The 18,700-nt window shown below is 60.6% G+C and carries 20 protein-coding genes and 1 pseudogene; 14 read left to right on the forward strand and 7 right to left on the reverse strand.

What is annotated here, in order from left to right; all coding sequences use genetic code 11:
• Window positions 1-3 precede the first annotated feature (3 nt).
• The 4 genes from P0N66_RS05395 to P0N66_RS05410 form a co-directional block, all read right to left on the reverse strand.
• Entirely contained in the window at window positions 4-858 is an 855-nt protein-coding gene (locus tag P0N66_RS05395) for a thiamine pyrophosphate-dependent enzyme (RefSeq protein ID WP_275803032.1), read from the reverse strand.
• Window positions 855-2,570 (reverse strand): 2-oxoacid:acceptor oxidoreductase subunit alpha, encoded by a 1,716-nt coding sequence (locus tag P0N66_RS05400; protein WP_275803034.1) that lies wholly within the window; start codon window positions 2,568-2,570, stop codon window positions 855-857. Before P0N66_RS05400 ends, P0N66_RS05395 begins: the two co-directional genes overlap by 4 nt.
• Window positions 2,571-2,587: 17 nt before the next feature.
• Window positions 2,588-2,884 (reverse strand): hypothetical protein, encoded by a 297-nt coding sequence (locus P0N66_RS05405; protein ID WP_275803036.1) that lies wholly within the window; start codon window positions 2,882-2,884, stop codon window positions 2,588-2,590.
• Between the two features lie 69 nt (window positions 2,885-2,953).
• Window positions 2,954-3,211: a hypothetical protein gene (locus P0N66_RS05410; RefSeq protein ID WP_275803038.1), complete on the reverse strand. Its 258-nt coding sequence runs from the start codon at window positions 3,209-3,211 to the stop codon at window positions 2,954-2,956.
• Between the two features lie 408 nt (window positions 3,212-3,619).
• Between P0N66_RS05410 and P0N66_RS05415 the strand changes: the two genes are divergently transcribed.
• On the forward strand, window positions 3,620-4,138 hold the full coding sequence (locus tag P0N66_RS05415; RefSeq protein ID WP_275803040.1) for a type 1 glutamine amidotransferase domain-containing protein: 519 nt from the start codon (window positions 3,620-3,622) through the stop codon (window positions 4,136-4,138).
• Window positions 4,139-4,448: 310 nt separating this feature from the next.
• On the forward strand, window positions 4,449-5,486 hold the full coding sequence (locus tag P0N66_RS05420; RefSeq protein WP_275803042.1) for an Lcl C-terminal domain-containing protein: 1,038 nt from the start codon (window positions 4,449-4,451) through the stop codon (window positions 5,484-5,486).
• Window positions 5,487-5,530: 44 nt separating this feature from the next.
• Here the strand turns inward: P0N66_RS05420 and P0N66_RS05425 are convergent, their stop codons facing one another.
• Window positions 5,531-5,656, reverse strand: coding sequence for a hypothetical protein (locus P0N66_RS05425; RefSeq protein ID WP_275803044.1), 126 nt, complete (start codon window positions 5,654-5,656; stop codon window positions 5,531-5,533).
• Between the two features lie 60 nt (window positions 5,657-5,716).
• Between P0N66_RS05425 and P0N66_RS12970 the strand changes: the two genes are divergently transcribed.
• The 4 genes and pseudogenes from P0N66_RS12970 (at window position 5,717) to P0N66_RS05445 (ending at window position 7,716) form a co-directional block, all read left to right on the forward strand.
• The gene (locus P0N66_RS12970) at window positions 5,717-5,893 is read left to right on the forward strand and encodes a DUF4382 domain-containing protein (protein WP_275803047.1); all 177 of its coding nucleotides are present in this window, start codon (window positions 5,717-5,719) and stop codon (window positions 5,891-5,893) included.
• An 18-nt stretch (window positions 5,894-5,911) separates the two neighbouring features.
• Window positions 5,912-6,166, forward strand: a pseudogene (locus P0N66_RS12975) (DUF4382 domain-containing protein); the annotation flags it as partial.
• Window positions 6,167-6,422: 256 nt separating this feature from the next.
• Complete coding sequence (locus tag P0N66_RS05440) at window positions 6,423-7,043, forward strand: tetratricopeptide repeat protein (protein WP_275803049.1); 621 nt, start codon at window positions 6,423-6,425, stop codon at window positions 7,041-7,043.
• A complete protein-coding gene (locus tag P0N66_RS05445) occupies window positions 7,009-7,716 on the forward strand; it encodes an InlB B-repeat-containing protein (protein ID WP_275803051.1) in 708 nt (235 codons plus the stop codon). The genes P0N66_RS05440 and P0N66_RS05445 overlap by 35 nt, the downstream gene beginning before the upstream one ends.
• A gap of 36 nt (window positions 7,717-7,752) precedes the next feature.
• Here P0N66_RS05445 and P0N66_RS05450 read toward each other — a convergent pair whose 3' ends face one another.
• Both P0N66_RS05450 and P0N66_RS05455 read right to left on the reverse strand, forming a co-directional pair.
• Window positions 7,753-8,523: a formylglycine-generating enzyme family protein gene (locus tag P0N66_RS05450; RefSeq protein ID WP_275803053.1), complete on the reverse strand. Its 771-nt coding sequence runs from the start codon at window positions 8,521-8,523 to the stop codon at window positions 7,753-7,755.
• A 220-nt stretch (window positions 8,524-8,743) separates the two neighbouring features.
• Window positions 8,744-10,915, reverse strand: a complete 2,172-nt coding sequence (locus P0N66_RS05455; protein ID WP_275803055.1) for a glutamine synthetase III family protein — start codon at window positions 10,913-10,915, stop codon at window positions 8,744-8,746.
• Window positions 10,916-11,391: 476 nt separating this feature from the next.
• On the opposite strand from P0N66_RS05455, the gene P0N66_RS05460 reads away from it, so the two are divergent.
• From P0N66_RS05460 to P0N66_RS05495, 8 genes are all read left to right on the forward strand, one after another.
• Window positions 11,392-11,784: an RrF2 family transcriptional regulator gene (locus tag P0N66_RS05460; RefSeq protein ID WP_275803057.1), complete on the forward strand. Its 393-nt coding sequence runs from the start codon at window positions 11,392-11,394 to the stop codon at window positions 11,782-11,784.
• A 163-nt stretch (window positions 11,785-11,947) separates the two neighbouring features.
• Window positions 11,948-13,351, forward strand: coding sequence for a cbb3-type cytochrome c oxidase subunit I (locus tag P0N66_RS05465; protein ID WP_275803059.1), 1,404 nt, complete (start codon window positions 11,948-11,950; stop codon window positions 13,349-13,351).
• Between the two features lie 12 nt (window positions 13,352-13,363).
• The gene (locus P0N66_RS05470; protein ID WP_275803061.1) at window positions 13,364-14,230 is read left to right on the forward strand and encodes a cbb3-type cytochrome c oxidase subunit II; all 867 of its coding nucleotides are present in this window, start codon (window positions 13,364-13,366) and stop codon (window positions 14,228-14,230) included.
• Window positions 14,227-14,385: a cbb3-type cytochrome c oxidase subunit 3 gene (locus P0N66_RS05475; protein ID WP_275803063.1), complete on the forward strand. Its 159-nt coding sequence runs from the start codon at window positions 14,227-14,229 to the stop codon at window positions 14,383-14,385. Before P0N66_RS05470 ends, P0N66_RS05475 begins: the two co-directional genes overlap by 4 nt.
• Complete coding sequence (locus tag P0N66_RS05480; protein ID WP_275803065.1) at window positions 14,382-14,594, forward strand: cbb3-type cytochrome c oxidase N-terminal domain-containing protein; 213 nt, start codon at window positions 14,382-14,384, stop codon at window positions 14,592-14,594. The genes P0N66_RS05475 and P0N66_RS05480 overlap by 4 nt, the downstream gene beginning before the upstream one ends.
• Window positions 14,595-14,597: 3 nt before the next feature.
• Window positions 14,598-15,395 (forward strand): 4Fe-4S dicluster domain-containing protein, encoded by a 798-nt coding sequence (locus P0N66_RS05485; RefSeq protein ID WP_275803067.1) that lies wholly within the window; start codon window positions 14,598-14,600, stop codon window positions 15,393-15,395.
• Between the two features lie 175 nt (window positions 15,396-15,570).
• Window positions 15,571-16,080, forward strand: coding sequence for a FixH family protein (locus tag P0N66_RS05490; protein ID WP_275803070.1), 510 nt, complete (start codon window positions 15,571-15,573; stop codon window positions 16,078-16,080).
• Window positions 16,059-18,698, forward strand: coding sequence for a heavy metal translocating P-type ATPase (locus P0N66_RS05495; RefSeq protein ID WP_275803072.1), 2,640 nt, complete (start codon window positions 16,059-16,061; stop codon window positions 18,696-18,698). The genes P0N66_RS05490 and P0N66_RS05495 overlap by 22 nt, the downstream gene beginning before the upstream one ends.
• Window positions 18,699-18,700 lie beyond the last annotated feature (2 nt).

The raw sequence follows: 18,700 nt of genomic DNA on the forward strand, positions 1-18,700 counted from the left end.
TAGCTAGGCATACCGCTGCATCAACTGTTGCAGTTCCTGCCGGGGAACCTCCTGGCGGGCCAGGGGGCCCTTGCTGAGGGTTGCGAACTGTTCTTCAAAAAGCGGCCTTTCCGTTTGGTAGATGATGCCCAGCGGAATCCGTTCCCCGAATTCCAGAGCGACCTTAAGGGCCTGCTCCCGGTCGGTGGGGTCATGCTCCTCGGGCAGTTCATGGCAATGCTCCTGGTACCATTGATAGGTGTTGAGTTTATTGAATGAGACGCAGGGCTGCATAATATCGACCAGGGCCGTGCCCTTATGCTTGATGGCCGCGGCGATTAGGCCGCTGAGCTGCTCCAGCTTGCCGGCATAACCCCGGGCCACAAAGGAGGCCCCCATGGTCACCGCCACCGCCACCGGGTTGAAGGGCGAGGCAAAGGCGCCGTGGGGTTGGGTTTTGGTTACCATGCCCTGCTGGGAGGTCGGGCTGGCCTGGCCTTTGGTCAGCCCGTAAACCCGGTTGTCGTGGGCCAGGATGGTCAGATCAAGATTGCGGCGCAGGGCGGCGAGAAAATGGTGGTTGCCCCCCTCGCCGTACAGGCAGCCGTCGCCGCTTTCGGCGATCACCGTCAGTTCCGGGTTTGCCAGCCGGGCCCCGATGGCGGCCGGCAAACTGCGGCCGTGCAGGCCGTTGAAGACGTTGGCCCGCAGATAATGGGGCGCCTTGGCCGCCTGGCCGATGCCCGCGACCATCAGGACCTGGTGGGGCGCCAGCTCGCAGGCCACCAGGGCCTGCTTAAGGGCGTTGAGGATGCCGAAGTTGCCGCAGCCGGGGCACCAGGCGGTTTCGTATTTGCCGTAGTCTGCGATGGTTGTCATCTGTCACCTGTTTCAGCTCGTTGAGTTTCCAAGCGTTCCAGCAGAAAGTCGGCCGTAAAGGGCAGGCCGTCGTAGCGGTTGATCAGCTCGGCGATGGTAAAGCCGGTTTCGCGGCGAATGAGCCGGGCAAACTGGCCGGTGGCGTTACCCTCCACGCCAACAACCCGGTCGGCCTTTTGCAGCAGGTCCAGGAACTGTTCCGGCAGCAGGGGCCACACCTGGGAAAAGTGCAGGGTGCCCACCTTGAGCCCGCGATCCCGCAGGATGGCGGCGGCTTCGCGCACCGGCCCCAGGCTGGAACCCCAGCAGACCAGGAGCAGGGCGTCTTGGTCCCCTTCCAGGGTGGGGGCGGTAACTTCCTCTTTGAGCAGTTCGAGTTTCTGCAGCCGCTTTTTCACCATGGCCGTGCGCAGCCCATAGTCCTCGCTGAGATGGCCATCTTCGTCGTGCTCGTCGCTGTCGGCCACCACCAGATGCTCCGACAGGCCCGGCAGCAGCCGCGGGGAGAGGCCATCGGGGGTGAGACGGTAGCGCCGGTAGGGGGTTGCCACCTTTTCGGGGTCGTCGCCGGGCCGGACCGGGGTGATGCCGTTCAGCTCAAAAGGCGTTACCGGCCGCGCCGAATCGGCCAGAAACTGATCGGTAAGCAGGAAGACCGGCGACTGGGAGCGTTCGGTCAGGGCCAGCGCCCGGGCGGTAAGGGTAAAGCACTCCTCGATGCTGCCCGGTGCCAGGATCGCCCGGGGGAATTCGCCGTGGCCGGCATGAAGAACAAACTCCAGGTCCCCCTGCTCGGTGCGGGTGGGCATGCCGGTGGCCGGTCCCGGCCGTTGGGCCACCACCGTCAGGACCGGCGTTTCGGTCATCGCCGCCAGACTGATTCCTTCGGCCATCAGGGCGAAACCGCCGCCGGAGGTGGCCACCATGGCCGGCGCTCCGGCAAAGGCCGCGCCGATGGCCATGTTGATGGCGGCAATCTCGTCTTCGGCCTGCTCGATTACGCAGCCCATGGTCTCGGCATGGGTGATTAACTCCAGGACGACGGAGGTGCTCGGGGTCATGGGGTAAAAAGCACAGAACTTGAGGCCGCCGGCTAAAGCACCCAGGGCGATGGCCTGATTGCCGTTGAGCAGCAGTCGTTTTTGGGTGCTGTCGGCGGTGGCGGTGGCATCGGCCAGAACAAAATCGTGCTCCGGAAGGTGGGCCTTGGCCCATTCCCGGCTTTTTTTCATGATCTCCTGGTTTTCCTCCAGCAGTTCCGGCTTTTTTTGGCCCAGCGTCGCTTCCACCGCCTGGTAGAGCTGTTGCTCTTGCAGCCCCAGTACCTGACCGAGCAGGGCCAGGGCGGCGGTGTTCCAGAGTTTCTCCGGCCCCAGTTCGCCAAATGGGACCGCAATGGCCCCCGGCAGTTCGGGGGCAAACGCGGCATCGGCGATAATCAGGGCCCGTTTGGTCAGTTGCGGCCGGTGCAGTTCCACGGTTTCGGCGTTGAGCGCCACCAGGATGTCGATGCTCTCCCGGGGGGCGGCAAAGGGCCCGGCGCCCACCCGCATGGCAAAGGTGTTGTGCCCCCCGCGGACCCGTGAATGATAGGTCTGGCTGGCAAAAATCTCCCGGCCTGCGCGGACCAGCGCCTTGCCCAGCAGCTGGCCGATGGTCACCAGGCCCTGGCCGGCTTCGCCACCAATGAGAATCTGGATGTCTTGCTGCATCTTCCAGGCCCCCGGCGCTATTTTTTAACCGCTTTGTACTGACTGTAAAGATCGTGGATACGACGGCGCAGGTTACTGATCCTCTTGGAATCCTCGTCGGTAAGCCAGCGCGGTTCGCTGATTGAAAAGACCAGTTTGGCCATTTCATCGAGGGTTTCTTCGGCGGTGGCACACCACTCGTCGGTGCAGACCTGGGGCTCTCCCTGCGCGTCTTGAATGTCCTGGGCCACCAGTTCGATTGATTTTTCAAGATTGTCCAAAAAATCCCGATGGGCGCGCAACATACACTCCTGCATTTCAACTTGACGCTTCATGACACACCTCCTGGTTTGGTTGGTTCGTTATGGTTTCCGTGGCGGCCGCGGTCAGCCTCGGGGAAGGCATCATGCTGTCCGCATGTCCTCGATGTTCTTTTTGAGTTGAGCGATCTGCAGCCCCAGCGACACGCACTGCTTGCCAGCCATGCACTGGTCGGCCTCGGGCTCTTCCAGGAAGGTTTTAAGCTCGAGATCATTCTTCTTGAGATCCACCGCCCAGGCCTTGTTGTTGTCGTCGTAATCAACCGTCAGGTCGATGCCGCAGGCCCCGATATCCGGAAAAACTTCATGGATTTTGGCGCACAACTCTTCTTTGGTTGTCATCTTCTTTCCTCAAAGGGTTGAATTGATAATTTGCAAGGCTGCCATCCGTTACTGCTTGTGTATCAAGCCTAGGGAAATGAATCTTGGATGTCAACGGGTTGGGTGTCGACGGAGTGGTCACCGCAAGGAATGTGCCAATGGTTTATTCATCTGAATATCCAGCCGAATTAAGATGAAAAAAACCGTTCAGAGAGTTTTGTTTATGAAAAAAAATAAGATAAAAAGATGTCCCGGTTCCCGGAAACTGGACTCGTGTAGTTCTAAAATCTGAACGAATGGGTGTGGAGGGCACAGGAAAAGGGACTTGGCCGGGGCGGGTTTTGAGCGGCTTGGGATTCGCCCGGAAAAAGAGTACACTTGGCTGATGTGGCAATCGGCGAAAACCCAATCCAACAAGGAGGAGTAAACATGGCCGCGCAAGGAAAGAAAATTTTGCTTATGGTGGAAGAACTCTACAACGACCGGGAGTTCTGGTATCCCTATTACCGCCTGTTGGAAGAAGGCTGCCAGGTGCTGGTGGTCAGCCCCATGGCCGGCAAGCTGTACAAAGGCGGGGCGGGGATTGTGGCCAAGTCCGATCTGGCGGCGGAGGAGGTCAATCCCGCCGACTATGACGGCTTAGTCATTCCCGGCGGCTACGCCCCCGACCATATGCGGCGGCATCCTGCCATGGTCAAGCTGGTCCGGGAAATGGCGCAAGGCGACAAGATGGTGGCGGCCATCTGCCATGCCGGCTGGATGCTGGCCTCGGCCGGGGTGCTCAAGGGCCGGCGGGTCACCGGCTTTTTCGCCATTAAAGACGACCTGGTCAACGCCGGGGCCGACTACGTCGACCAAGAAGTGGTGGTGGACGGCAAGCTTGTCACCAGCCGCACCCCCGACGACCTGCCCGCCTTTTTAAAGGCCATAATCGCCGCTTTGGCCTGAGCGCAGCAAGCGGTGACCAACCATTGGCGACATATTGTCCCGGGTGAGAACTTCCGGCTGCTGACCATCGCCGCCGGTTGCGGCTGCCCCGCCAGGCCCTGCACAGTGCCGGCCTGAAAGTGCGCCACCCCGCCGACCACCGTTCCCTGGAGTTTTACTGCCCGCTACCGCTTTTCAGGTTTAATAAGCAGTTTTGTGACAACCGGCGAAAAAATACAACCGGCTTTGTTTGGTTGTCCCCGGGGTTGGCTCAGGGTAGGCTGTTTGTTTGGGTTCGTTTTCGCACCGCTTGGAAAACAAAGGAATAAATATGGATAAGGTTGATGTTGAGCTGGGTGGCAGCCATCTGCCGCCGGCCACCGGCCAAGACCATTGTTTTGATGGCCGGGGCCGGGAGATCCCCTGTTCGGGCAGTGGCCAGGATGGCGAGATGCGCTACGGAAGGGTCTGGCCGGAGCCGCGTTTTGCGGTCGTCGGCGAGGTGGTGCGGGATCTGCTTACTGGTCTGAGTTGGACCAAAAACGCCAATCTTCATGATTTCCCCGGCAGCTGGCCGGAAGCCCTGGAACTGGCGGCGGCCATGAATGCCGAAAAGGCCTTCGGCTTTGACGACTGGCGGCTGCCCAACCGCCGCGAACTGTTGAGCCTGCTCAGCTACCAGGCGAAAAAACCGGCCCTGCCGGCCGGGCATCCCTTCGACAACGTCTTTCTCGGCTGGTACTGGACGTCCACCAGTGCCGCCATCAATCCCGCCTATGCCTGGTATATTCACCTGGAGGGAGCCAGGATGTTCTATGGTCGCAAGGACCAGGACTACCTGTTCTGGCCGGTGCGAGGGCGCAACGAGTTGTTGGCCGCCACCGGCCAGGAGGCCTGTTACGATCAGGTGGGTCGGCCCATGGAGTGCCGTGGCAGTGGCCAGGACGGTGAGTTTCGGTACGGCCGGTTGTCCCCCGTGCCCCGTTTTGCGGTTAATGCAGGCACGGTTATGGATCGCCATACCGGCCTGTTATGGCTGGCTGATGCCGATTACTTTCAAAAACCAATGCCCTGGCAGGAAGCCCTGGACGCGATAGCCCGCCTGAACCAGGCCGGTTTGGCCGGCCGCCGGGACTGGCGCCTGCCGCCGGTCAACGCCCTGGAGTCGCTGGTGGACTGCAGTAGCCACAGTCCGGCCTTGCCGGCTGGGCATCCATTCGTGAATCTGAGGGAAGTTTACTGGTCCGCCACCACCAGCTTTTTTGAAACCGACTGGGCCTGGGCCCTTTATCTGCATAAAGGAGCCTTGGGGGTCGGTTACAAGCCGGACACCAGCTTCGCCGTCTGGCCGGTGTGCCTGCCGGGGTGAACGGTCTGCAGTTTGGGCGTGGCCCGGGGGCAGCGGGCGGGAAATCATTGCTGGTAGCGGCTCAGCAGTACCTCCTGGAGGATCCAGGGTGACGTCAGGCAACTGCAGCCGTGGCCGCTCTCGCTGATCAGTGAGCAGAAGGCGACAAATTCCTGCATCAGGCCGGTCATCGTTTTGTTCTTGTAGTAGTACTGTATTGATAGGTTTTAACTTAAAGCAGGAATGGAAAAATGAAAATGTTCAATGGTTTAATGTTTGCCGGGCTGTCCGCCGCTTTGTTGTTGGGCTGCAGTGGTGGCAGCGGTTCGAGCAGCGATAAGCAGGGGACGCTTTCCCTCGGCGTGACCGATGCGCCGGTGGCCGAGGCTACAAATGTTTGGGTCCGGTTCAGCGGGGTGGAACTGTAGAGCAGCAGCCATGGCAGGCAAACTTTTGATTTCAGCGATGACCCCAGGCAGATCGATCTGCTGGCCCTGCAAGGCGGTGGCTCGGAGCTGCTGCTAGAGGAAGTAAGTCTGCCCGCCGGTCGCTACCAATGGGTGCGCCTGATGGTGGATACCGTTCCCGGGGAGCTTGATTCATACCTGGAAACCGCCACCGGCCAGCATGAACTGAGCATTCCCAGCGGGGATCAGGCCGGCCTGAAACTGGTGCAGGGTTTTGTGGTGCCGGCCGAATAGTCACCGATTCCGCCGGTTGACGAAGCGACGGGGATAGTTCACCATTTTTAGCCGGGCCCGGCTGGCAGTTTGGGCCCGGCTTTTTTGTTTACGGGGCGGTGGCACAATGTGTCAGGAATGATGTGCAGGTTAATATGTATTGACAAGTCGAGAACTATCGATTTATTAATATAATGTGAAATTTGGCAACCGTGAACAAGCAACTCCGATTTTAGGAGGCTTACTGGTCCGACAAAGTACGGCAAAGGTGCTGGCAATGAAGAAAAGTTTTCTGGCAGCCGGGTTGATGGTCTTTACATTGTCCTTTTTGCCGCCGATGGCGGGCCGTCTGTTGGCCGCCGATTGCCGGGCCATCGGCCATCAAATTGAAAGTGAGACCAACCTGTTAAAGCGCCAGACCCTGGCCCGGCATGGGGTGGCCGTCTGTCCAGACGATCCGGTAATCAATTTTCACCACGCTTATTCCCTGGAGCGTTTTCGCGATTACCGGGAAGCTCTCAAGCACTATCAGCAGGCGGCTAGACTGGATCCGGAGTATGCCGCCAGCTATTTCGGCATGGGCGACATGTACCTGCAGCTTGGCCGGGCGGAAGATGCGGTCAAGGCTTATGAGTTTGGTCTGAATTTGGCGCCGGACGCCAGGCGGGCACAAAGATCACTGGAGCAAGCCCGGGCCAGGCTGGAGGGTCAGGCGACAGAGCGCCGGGAGGATGTCGCTTCTTTTGCCAGTCTGTTGGGGCTTGAACCGGAGGAGGAAGCGGTTGCGGAGCCCGCCCCACCGGTGGCCGAGTTGGTTCAACCGCGGCAAGCTGAGCCGGAAGTGGCTTCTCATATGCTGATTTATGCCGCCGGTACCGGGGGGCTCGATTGTCGGTGATGTCTCCCAGAAGGTGGTGGCAGGTGATGACGGCCGCCCGGTTGTCGCCGAGCCGGAGGTCGGCTATCAGTTCGTCGCCTGGAGTGACGGGCGCACCGACAACCACCGGGTTGACAGCGAAGTGAACGGCGATGTTACCGTCACTGCCGGCTTTGCGCCGCTGGTTTACACCGTCTCGGCCCTGGCCGGCTCCCACGGCATCATTGAAGGCCCTACGTCGCGTCCGGTGACCCACGGTCAAGAGACAAATTTTGTAGTTAAACCCGACGAGGGGTATATGGTCGACGTGGAAGAAAGCTGCGGTGGGCACTTTGACGGTGAGTTATACCGCACCGGCCCGGTTACCGCCGACTGCACGGTAAACTTTACCTTTGCCGCCATCCCGGCCGTGCCGGATGAAGTGTTTGATTCTCTGGCCGATGGGCCGGAAGGTGAGCCGGTGGCGCCGGTAGACGCCGCAGTGGTAACCACCGTGGCGGCACCGCTCATGGAACCGTCGATGGCGGTTGGCGAAAATGAAAATATGGTTGAAGGCGAGCGTCTGGGCGATACCTGGTGGCGGGTGCGGGGCATCGATGCGGAAGGGGTAGCGGTCGAGCCGACCGCTGTCGAACAGAAACAAAAGCCGGGTGAGCGTCTTGGTGATACCTGGATCCGGCCATCGTCAAATTGACAGCCGTCGGCCGTTGAGGGCGGTGAATCGGCCCGCCTAACGGGCCAGGCGCAGGCCGATGACGAAGAAGCGGTAGTCGATGTCGTTCCAGTCGCGGTAGGTGGTGCGGGCGTTGAGGGCGTTGAAGTTCCAGGAGCCGCCCCGCATTACCCGGCGGCGGGCCTCTCGATCGCCGGGCTCTACGCTGAGCCGGGGGGAGGAGTCGGCCGGAGCACCTTCGTAATTGGGGTGCCAGACATCTTCGCACCATTCCCAGACGTTGCCGCTCATGTCGTGCAGGCCCAGGCCGTTGGGTAGCTTGCGGCCCACCGGTTGTGGCCGGCCTTGGCTGTTGGCGCTGAACCAGGCGTATTCGGTCAGCGTTTTTTCGTCACTGCCGCCGGCCCATTTGTGCTCTTTGCCGCCGGCACGGGCGGCGTATTCCCATTCCGCCTCACTGGGCAGGCGGTAGTTTTCCCCACCGGCGCGGTTGAGACGGGCGATGAATTCCTGGGCGTCGTTCCAACTGACATTGACCACCGGTTTATGGTCGCCAACAAAGATCTCGCCGGAAACTGCCGCCGGGTTGTCTCCCATCACCGCCTGCCACTGGGCTTGGGTGACGGGGTAGCGGGCCAGCTGAAAAGCCGCCACCTGTACCAGGTGGACCGGCTGTTCATCACGCCCGCCGTCGTCCCAGATATTGCCCATCCGAAAACTGCCCGCCGGCACCAAAACAAGCTCCGTGCCGGTCTTCGGGTCGACCCAGAGGCCGGTGTCCGTCGCGCCGGTTAATTCCTGCTCGGGCAGAGCTTCACCGCAGAACATGCAAAATCGTGATTCAACCGGGACAGACTGCTTGCAATTCGGGCAATTCAATACCGCCTCCTACAAACTTGAAATACGTTTACCAGAGACCAAAGCTGTTACCGTTTAAAAAACGGGCCGCAAACGTTTAGTGGTGCCGCAGATTAGGGCAAGCAGCCAGGAACCGCGTATCAGTACGCAGGCCTGGCTGATCGCCCTAATCTGCGGTGCAGCTGGACTTTTACAATTTGAAGAGCAGTTCGCTGTAAGTCGGCACCGGCCACATGTCCGCCGGCATCAGTTCTTCCAATTGGTCGACGTCTTCGCGCAAGCTGAGCATGGCGGGGATCACCTTGTCGCGGAAGGCGGCGGCCTGTTTGCCCACGTCCTCGATGGCCCGGGCCTTTTGCGCTTCCGTTTCCAGTTTGTCCACCTTTTTGCCGGTCGCTTCCAGCAGAACGGAGACTTTTTCCAGCAGTTTTTTCTGTACTCCACCGTGTTTACCGGCGGCGCTGGCCGAAGCCCCCAGTACGCTGATATAGCGGATAACCGTCGGGATGTACTGGCGCCGGGTCATCTGCACCGCCGCCCGGGCCTCGATGTTGAGGTGCTTGGCGTACTGCTCCGAGTAGATCTCGTAGCGGGAATGCATTTCATCTTTGCTCAACACACTGTATTTGCTGAAGAGCTTGATCGCTTTGGAGCCGATCAGGGTTTTCAGGGCGTCGGCGGTGTTCTGTACGTTGGGCAGGCCCCGTTTTTTGGCCTCTTGCACCCATTCTTCGGAGTAGTTGTTGCCATTGAAGATTATCCGGCTGTGCTTGGCCATGGTCTCCTTGATCAGGGCCTGGATCTCTTTATGGACATCTTTGGCTTTTTCCAGCCGCGAGGCGATCTCATCCAGGGCCTCGGCGGCGATGGTGTTCAGCGCCACGTTATGGCCGGAAATCGACTGGGAAGAACCCACCATGCGGAACTCGAACTTGTTGCCGGTGAAGGCAAAGGGTGAGGTCCGGTTGCGGTCGGTGTTGTCCTTGGGCAGATCCGGCAGGGAATCGACGCCGATCTTGACGAACTGGCAGCCTTCCGGGGAACAGATCTTTTCGCCCTTGGCCAGTTTTTCCAGGATATCGGTCAGTTCCTGGCCCAGGAAGATGGAAATGATGGCCGGCGGCGCCTCGTTGGCTCCCAGGCGGTGATCGTTGCCGGAGCTGCCGCAGGTGGTCCGCATGATGTCGGCGTGTTCGTCCACCGCCTTGATCATGGCGCAGAGGAAGACCAGAAACTGAGCGTTGTCGCCGGGGGTCTGGCCGGGCTCCAGCAGGTTGATGCCGTCGTCGGTGGCCAGCGACCAGTTGTTGTGCTTGCCGGAACCGTTAACCCCGGCGTAGGGCTTTTCATGCAGCAGGCAGACCATGTTGTGGCGCAGGGCCACCTTCTGCATGGTCTCCATCACCAGCTGGTTGTGATCGGCGGCGATGTTGGTGGAGGTGAACACCGGCGCCATTTCGTACTGGGCCGGGGCCACTTCGTTGTGCTTGGTCTTGGAGGTCACTCCCATCTTCCACAACTCGGTGTCCAGATCCTTCATGTAGGCGCTGACCCGGTCCTTGATGGCCCCGAAGTACTGGTCGTCCAGTTCCTGGCCTTTGGGGGAGGGAGCGCCGAACAGGGTGCGGCCACAGCTTATCATGTCCAGTCGCTTTAAGTAGTACTCCTTTTCCACCAAAAAGTACTCCTGTTCGGCCCCCACGGTGGGAATCACCTTGTTGGAGGTGGTGTTGCCCATAGCCCGCAGCACCCGCAGAGCCTGCTTGGAGACGACGTTCATGGAGCGCAGCAGCGGGGTTTTCTTGTCCAGAGCCTCACCCTTGTAAGAACAGAAGGCGGTGGGGATGCACAGGGTGACGTTGCCGCCCCCGTCCTCCTTGAGGAAGGCCGGCGAGGTGCAGTCCCAGGCGGTGTAGCCCCGGGCCTCGAAGGTCACCCGCAGGCCGCCGCTGGGGAAGGATGAGGCGTCCGGTTCACCCTGAATCAGCTGTTTGCCGGAAAACTCCATGATCACCGAACCGTCCACGGAAGGGGCAATGAAGGAATCATGTTTCTCGGCGGTGGATCCGGTTAAGGGCTGAAACCAGTGGGTGTAATGGGTAGCTCCCCGCTCAATGGCCCAGTCCTTCATGGCGTTGGCCACTACCGCCGCCACGTCCGGCTGCAGAGAAGCTCCGGCATTGATGGTGCGCTGCAGGGCCTTGTATGTTTCCTTGGGCAGACGTTCGCGCATTACCTGATCGCTGAACACGTTGGCCCCGAACAGTTCCGGTACGGTGGCGTGGTGGTTAGTTTTACGCCGGTGACAGCAGCCGCCGTGCGGCTTGTGGTGCTTGCCGAGCAGGCAGGATGTGGTGGACATTGCAGGTTCCTCCTTGGTTTGTAATGGGTGGTGCGCGCTTGCTTGCTGAACCGGCCCCGAACAAATGCAGTTTAGTCGATTTGATTGTTGGTCGACCTCTTATTTTGTTGCGGGCCGGGCTCAGATTGAACGCGGTTTACAGTCCAGCATGATGAGCAAGAGCTGTGCCAGCAGCAAAAAAAGATGGTCGTTGCGACGATTAATTCGTTGGTTGTACGTTATTAAAATCTAGTGATAGTGGTTAGCCTATGTTGGTGGTAGCAACGGCATGATACTACAAAAATGTAATCTTGTGCGGGCCGAATCACAATTTTGTTGTTTTTTGCCAGCGATCGGCAGCCGTTAAATCATGTCGTAAATTACTGAAAGTACCAGGAGTTGTCAAGCATGCTGCGCTTTTGAGGGAGGCGTGTTTGGTTTGGATAAGAAAAAAAAACTGGACAAGGCCGCAGGAAAGAGGATAAAATCGGTCCACTATGCAAATTACTCGTGCCACCGATTACGCCATTCGCTGTGTTTACTGCCTTGCTCGGCATCCAGGTGAGCTGTGGATGATCGACGACATTGCCCGGGAAATGGAGATTCCCAAAAGTTTTCTGGCCAAGATTCTGCAAAAGCTGGCCCGGGCGAAGCTCGTCGAGTCGCAGCGGGGGGTCCGGGGCGGTTTCCGCCTGGCCCGCCCGCCGCGGGAGATCAGCCTCCATGATGTGATGGTGGCCATTGAGGGGCCGGTGGCAATGAACGTTTGCACCATGGAAGGAGGTCGGTGTGACCGGAGCGGTCAATGCCGGGTGCACCCGGTGTGGGTGACTGTTCGGCAAGAAGTGGAGGAAATTCTTAAGGCGCGGAATTTTGCTGATTTTTTGTAAATTTTTTTGACCCTTAAACGGGACCGAAAAGGTCTTGGTTAAGGGTCAAGCGGCAGAATTTATTAGGGTGCCGTTGCCGGCCTGTGGTATTTTTGGTTTTGTGCTGCCCGGGAAGGAGAGGAAAATTTTCAGGTGAAAACATAGGGCAAATAAAGGAGGGAGTATGGAAAGACCTGCGTACAATTACGACATCGTTAAGCACTTTGTCCACTGGAGCATCCTCTGGGGTGCGGTGTCAGTGCTGGTCGGGGTGGTCATCTCGTTTCAACTGGTGATGCCCCAGTTGAACTTTGGTGAATACCTCAGTTACGGCCGGTTGCGACCGGTGCACACCAATGCCGGCATCTTCGGCTTTGCCGTGGGCGGTTTTTTCGCCCTGTTCTATTACATGGTCCAGCGCCTTTGTCGGGTGCCGATCTGGAGCAACGGCCTGGCCCGGTTCCAGCTCTGGCTGTTTAATATCGTCATTGTGCTGTCGGCGGTGACCCTGCTGCTTGGTTTTTCCCAGAGCAAGGAATACCATGAGATGGAGTGGCCCATCGATATCCTGATCACCGTGCTCTGGGTGGCCTTTACCATCAACATCCTGATGACCATCTTCAAACGCCGCGAGGCGCAGATGTACATCTCGTTGTGGTTCATGATGGCGGCGCTGATCGGGGTGGCGGTGCTGTTTGTGGTCAACGGGCTGTCGGTGCCGGTAACTCTCTTTAAATCCTATTCCGCCTTTGCCGGCACCAACGACGCCAACGTGCAGTGGTGGTACGGGCATAACGCGGTGGCCATGGTGCTTACCGTGCCGCCCTTGGCCGTTTTTTACTATTTTCTGCCCAAGTCGACGGGGGTGCCGATTTACAGCCACCGGCTGGGAATTGTCGCCTTCTGGTCGCTGATCTTCATGTACCTCTGGACCGGGGCCCACCATCTGCTCTGGACCCCGATTCCCGACTGGGTGCAGACCCTGGCCATGGCCTTTTCCATCATGCTCATCGCCCCCTCCTGGGGTTCGGTGATCAACGGCTATCTCTCCATGAACGGCCAGTGGCACCAGATGCGGGATAATTACCTGGTCAAGTTCTTCATTCTGGCCATCACCTTTTACGGCCTGCAGACCCTGCAGGGGCCGCTGCAGGCGGTGCGCAGTTTCTCCGGTTTTATCCATTACACCGAGTGGGTGCCCGGCCATGTCCACATGGGCACCATGGGCTGGATCACCCTGCTGATCTGCGGCGCCTTTTACTACCTGGCGCCGCGCCTGTACGGCCGCGAACTGTACAGTATTCCCCTGGCCAACCTCCATTTTTGGCTGGTTCTCATGGGTCAGTTGATCTACTCGGTCAGCATGTGGATTGCCGGGGTGGTGCAGGCCTCCATGTGGCACAGCCTCAATGATGACGGCTCTCTTACCTACACCTTCATGGAGTCGGTGCTGGCCATGTATCCCTACTGGTGGATTAGAGGCCTGGGCGGGGTGGTTTACCTGCTGGGGATCGGGGTTTTTGTCTACAATATCGCCATGACGGCACGGGGGGCGCAAGCCTCGCCCGGGGCCGCGGCGCAGGCATAAGGGAGGCTGACCATGTGGGAAAGAAATCCGGTAATATTTTTGCTGCTGGCAACGGCGGTGATCATGGTGGGTACCATCGTCACCATGGTTTTGCCCTTTGCCTACGTTAACACTGAGCGGGACGCCATCGCCTCGGTGGTTCCCTACAGTGCCCTGGAGTTGGCCGGGCGCGATGTGTACATTAAGGAAGGTTGCAATAACTGCCACACCCAGACGGTGCGGCCGCTGGTGGCCGAGGTGATCCGTTATGGCGATTATTCCAAGTCCGGCGAGTTTGTCCATGATCGGCCCCACCTCTGGGGATCGCGCCGCACCGGCCCTGACCTGGCCCGTATCGGTGGCAACTACCCGGATCAGTGGCACTACGATCACATGCGTGAGCCTGCCGCCATGGCGCCGGGCACCAACATGCCCCCCTACGATTTTCTAGATAATCGCGACGTGGACCCGGAATTGACCCGCCGCAAGATGGAGGTGTTGGGCTTCCCGTACAGCGATGAAGAGATCCAGGCGCTGGCCGGCAAGACCGACATGGACGCCATGGTCGCTTATCTACAGAAACTGGGCAGTGATATCCCCTGGCGGGAGCAGCAGCGGGTGACCCTGGTAGGTGAGCTGGTTAACCCCTTTGCCGGCGATCCGGCGGCTATTGTCGAAGGGCGGGAGCTTTACGAGCGCAACTGCGCCGCCTGCCACGGCAGCGGCTTGAGCGGTGGATTTGCCGCCGATCTGACGGCCCTGAACTATCCCGAGGAGATCTTTTTTCGGATCATCCACGACGGCATCCAGCCCTTGCGCATGCCCGGCTTTGCCACCCTGGGCAATGAGCGGTTGTGGAAAATCGTCAGCTACATGGATAGCGAACAGGTGGCGCCATGACTTGGGCCGGAGTGGTCTACCTGCTGATGACCATCGGCATGTTCGCAGTTTTTGCCGCCATTGTGATCTGGACCTTCAGCGGCAAGCGCAAGAAACGGCTTGAGGAGCCCAAGGAACGGATGCTGGAACCGGACGATAAGGAGGAAGCACAATGATGAGTAAGCAAAATTCCGCCTCCCAGGCGGGATCTCACAGTGATGGAATCAAAGAAGGACACGCCCCTCTCCCGGGTTATTTCAAGCTGCTGTTCGGTGGGTTGGTGGTCTGGGCGGTGCTGTTTATGGGTTATTTTCTGTTCAGCGGTTGGAGTTCGGCGGAATATTTCGACCGCAAGATGACCGAACACCAGGAAGCCATCCGCTAGGCGATGATCCGGCCCTGGCGGCGCGCCGTCCAATGGCTGGGCGCTCTGCTTTTCTTTAGCCTGCCGTTTTGGCGCTGGCAGGGCGAGAGCCTGCTGCGGCTGGACGTCCCCGCCTGGACCCTGTACCTGCCGGGCCGGCAGTTGGGGGTCCAGGAGTTTTACCTGGTGGTGCCGGGGCTGCTGGCCCTGATCTTCCTGTTCCTCTTGGTGGCCAGGTTTCTGGGCCGGGTCTGGTGTGGATGGCTCTGCCCCCAGACCTGGCTCAACAACCTGGTGGAATGGCTGGCCCGGGGGCTGGGGCTGCGGGTTGATCCCTGGCGGCTGAGTGGGGCCTGGTGGCGCCAAACCGCCCTGCATCTGGTGATGCTGCTGCTGGCCATGTGGGGCGGCGCCACTCTGGTCTGGTACTTTGTGCCGCCGGAGGTTTACTGGCAGCGGCTGCTGGTCGGCGCGCCCGGCCCCTGGGCCCTGGGCTTTACCCTGGGCCTGGCGTCGCTGATTTATCTTGACGCCCTTTTTGTCCGGCGCCTGGCTTGCCGGGAATTTTGCCCCTACGGCCGCATTCAGGTCATTCTGCTGGGCAAAGACACTTTAAACCTCGGGCTAACCGCCGATCATGCCCAGCGTTGCCTGGATTGTCGGGCCTGTGTCCGGGCCTGCCCCATGGGGATTGATATCCGCCGGGGCTACCAGGTGGAATGCATCAACTGCGGCAACTGCCGGGACGCCTGCCGTCGGGTTATGGCCAAGGCCCAACCTGGCCGGCCGGGACTGATCAACTATCGTTTTGGCGAATTATAAATTTTTGGTAACTATTAAGCTCATTCTGGTACGTAACTGTTCAGCAGTGCCCCATATTGCGGTAAGCCAAATAGACGTAGCGTACATCAGGTACTCAAGCCGACCTGATCGCCGCAAGATGGGGTGCTGCTGGACAGTTACAAATTTTACCCAGTTTTTCTGTGAGGATCCAGTTATGTCGAAGAACATCGCCCCAGCCGTCGATGCCGTGCCGGTTTACCGCTGGCCATTGCTGCTGGGAGGCCTTTTTCTGGCCTTTCTGCTCTTCAGTTCATGGTCTATCATTCAGGCCGGAGCCCGGGTCAGCCCGGTGGTGGATTCCGATTACTACGCCAGTGGCCAGGCCTACCATGCAGATGAACGGGCCTGGCGGGCCGCCGCCGAGGCCGGTTGGCGCCTGTTGCTGGCCAAAGAAGATGAAGTTCTGCAGGTGCGCTTGGTGGATGGCGACGGCCGGCCGGTGAGCGGGGGGCAAGTCAGCCTGCGTACCTCCCGCCGCACCGCCGGCAATCCCGTGGCCTGGCAACTGGCGCTGCCGGAAACCGCGCCGGGGATTTACCGGGCCCCGGCGGCGGATTTCCCCACCGACCCGGTGGAAATGGTGCTGTCGGCGGCCACCGCCGAGGCCGAATTGCAGCGGCGTTTCCGGGTCAACACCAGTCAGTGGCGGGAGTTGGCGCTCTGAACGATTTGCGTTGTCACCATTGCCAGGACCCGCTGCCCGCCGACGGTGGTTTTCGCGGCGAGCGTGATGGAGCCGAATACCGCTTCTGCTGCCGGGGTTGCCTGGGAGCCTGGCTGATCATCACCGGGGCCGGGCTGGAGGATTATTACCGTAAGCGCTCCTGGCAGGATGCCGGCGGCATGGCCGAAGTCTTTGCCGTTGAGTACGACGACCAGTTGCTGGCCCGCCATGTCCGAGTCGGCGAGGAGGGCGACGAGCTGGCCTTCCTGGTGGAAGGAATTCGTTGCGCCACTTGCGTCTGGTTGATCGAAAAGATCGTCGGTCAGTTGGACGGAGTGAGAACGGTGCGGGCCAATTACGGCAGCCACCGGGTTTTTGTGGTGTATGATCCAACCCGCTTGACTCCGGCCCGGCTGTTTGCCGCCGTGGCCCGCCTGGGCTACCGCCCTCGGGTGCTGACCCGCGACAACCTGCACCGGGCCGCCGAGGCGGAAAGCCGCGATCTGCTGCTGCGCTTCGGCACCGCCTTTTTTCTCGCCATGCAGCTCATGGGCTACTCTTTTGCCCTCTATGCCGGCTATTTCCAGGGGATGACCCCGCTGACCCGGGATGTCATGCAGTGGATGGCGGCCCTGGTTACCACCCCCGTGGTCTTTTATTCCGGCTGGCCCTTTCTGGTCGGCGCCTGGCGCAGTCTGCGCAGCAACCTCCCCAACATGGACCTGCTGGTCGCCATGGGGGTGCTGGCCGCCTACTTTTACAGTATTTATGCCACCGTGGTGGGGGCCGAGGTCTATTTTGAAACTGCGGCCATGATCGTCACCCTGATCCTGCTGGGCCGGCTCTTTGAGCATAACGCCCGCCGCCGGGCCGCCTCCGGGGTCGACCGCCTGCTGCACCTGACCCCGGACACCGCCGTGCGCCTGGAGGAGGGGGAGTGGCAAGTGGTGGTGGACAGCGCCGAGCTGCGGCCCGGTGATATGATCCTGGTGCGTCCCGGCGAGCGCTTCCCGGTGGATGGCAGGATTGTCGATGGTCACTCGGAAGTGGACGAGGCGGTGGTCAGCGGTGAGTCCCGGCCCCTGGCGCGGGGGCCGGGCGAGGCGGTACTGGGAGGCAGCATCAATTTGACCGGCACCCTGCGGGTGGAGGTGGCGAAAACCACCGCCGAATCATTTGTCGCCCGCATGGCCATGCTGGTGGAAGAGGCCCAGAGCCGCCAGGCCCCGGTGCAGCGCCTGGCCGATCGCCTGGCCGCCGCTTTTGTGCCCCTGGTGCTGAGCTTGAGCCTGGCGGCCCTGCTCTTCTGGCTGTGGCAGGGGCTCGGCCTGGGACCGGCCCTGTTGATCGCCATTGCCGTGCTGGTGGTGGCCTGTCCCTGCGCCCTGGGGCTGGCCACCCCCACCGCCGTGCTGGTGGCCGCCGGCCGGGCCGCCGGCCGAGGGATTCTTTACCGGGGTGGGGATGTGCTGGAGGAAAGCGCCAAGATCACCCACGTGGCCTTCGATAAAACCGGTACCCTGACCACCGGTAGCCCACGAGTGGTGGCGGTGCGACCTTATCTCCACGCCGGTACCGACGAAGCGACCGGGGCTGCAAGCCGAGCCGGGGAAGGGCTTGAAAATCGTCTGCTGGCCCTGGCGGCGGCGGTGGAAAGCGGCTCCACCCATCCCCTGGCCGAGGCTATTGTTACGGAGGCCGAAAGCAGGGGATTGATCTATGAACCGGGGGGGCAAGGGCCGCCGACTGCCTCCTGTGATCGCTCACCGGCGGTGGCGTCGGAAAAGACCTCGGAGCAGGTTATCCAGAAACAATCTGGTTTGCCGGCAGTCGGTGCTGTCAGCGAAATCAGCGCCGTCGCCGGGCGTGGTATGATTGCCGCCGGGTCGGCCGGCAAGGTGGTGGTCGGCAACCGGGATTTTTTGGCCCAGCAGGGCATAGATGTGCCGCCTCGGGAAGAGTGGACGGCGGACCGGGGCGGCATGTTGAAGGCCGGCGCCAGGCAGGGGCAAAACTCCGCCGCCGGAGAGGCTCTGACCGAAGTGCATTTGGCCGAGGCCGGCCAATACGCCGGGGTCATCCTGCTGCAGGATACCTTGCGCCCCGATGCCCCGGCCCTGGTCCGGGAACTGCACGCCCGCGGGCTGCAGGTGCTGATGCTCAGCGGTGACAATCCCGGGGTGGCGGCCCGGGTGGCTGCCGAGGCCGGGATTGAAAAGGTGTACAGCGCCATTGATCCTGCCGGCAAGAAGGCGATCATCGAAGAGTTGCAACACGCCGGCGCCCGGGTGCTGATGGTGGGCGACGGGATCAACGACGCCCCGGCCCTGGCCGCCGCCCGGGTGGGCTGCGCCCTGGCCGGTGGGACTGATATAGCGGTGGGTGCCGCCGGCCTGGTGCTGACCCGTAACCGGCTGGCGGAACTGGCCGGTGCCCTGGCTCTGGCCCGCCGCACCATGCGGATCATCCGGGAAAATCTTTTCTGGGCCTTTTCTTACAATATGGTAACCTTGCCTTTGGCGGTGGCCGGACTGCTGGCGCCGGTTTACGCCGCCGCCGCCATGGCCGCCAGCTCGGTGCTGGTGGTGGCCAACTCCTTGCGCCTGGCAAAACGGTAATC

It is taken from the genome of Desulfurivibrio dismutans (assembly GCF_029210385.1).
Classification (GTDB): Bacteria; Desulfobacterota; Desulfobulbia; order Desulfobulbales; family Desulfurivibrionaceae; genus Desulfurivibrio; species Desulfurivibrio dismutans.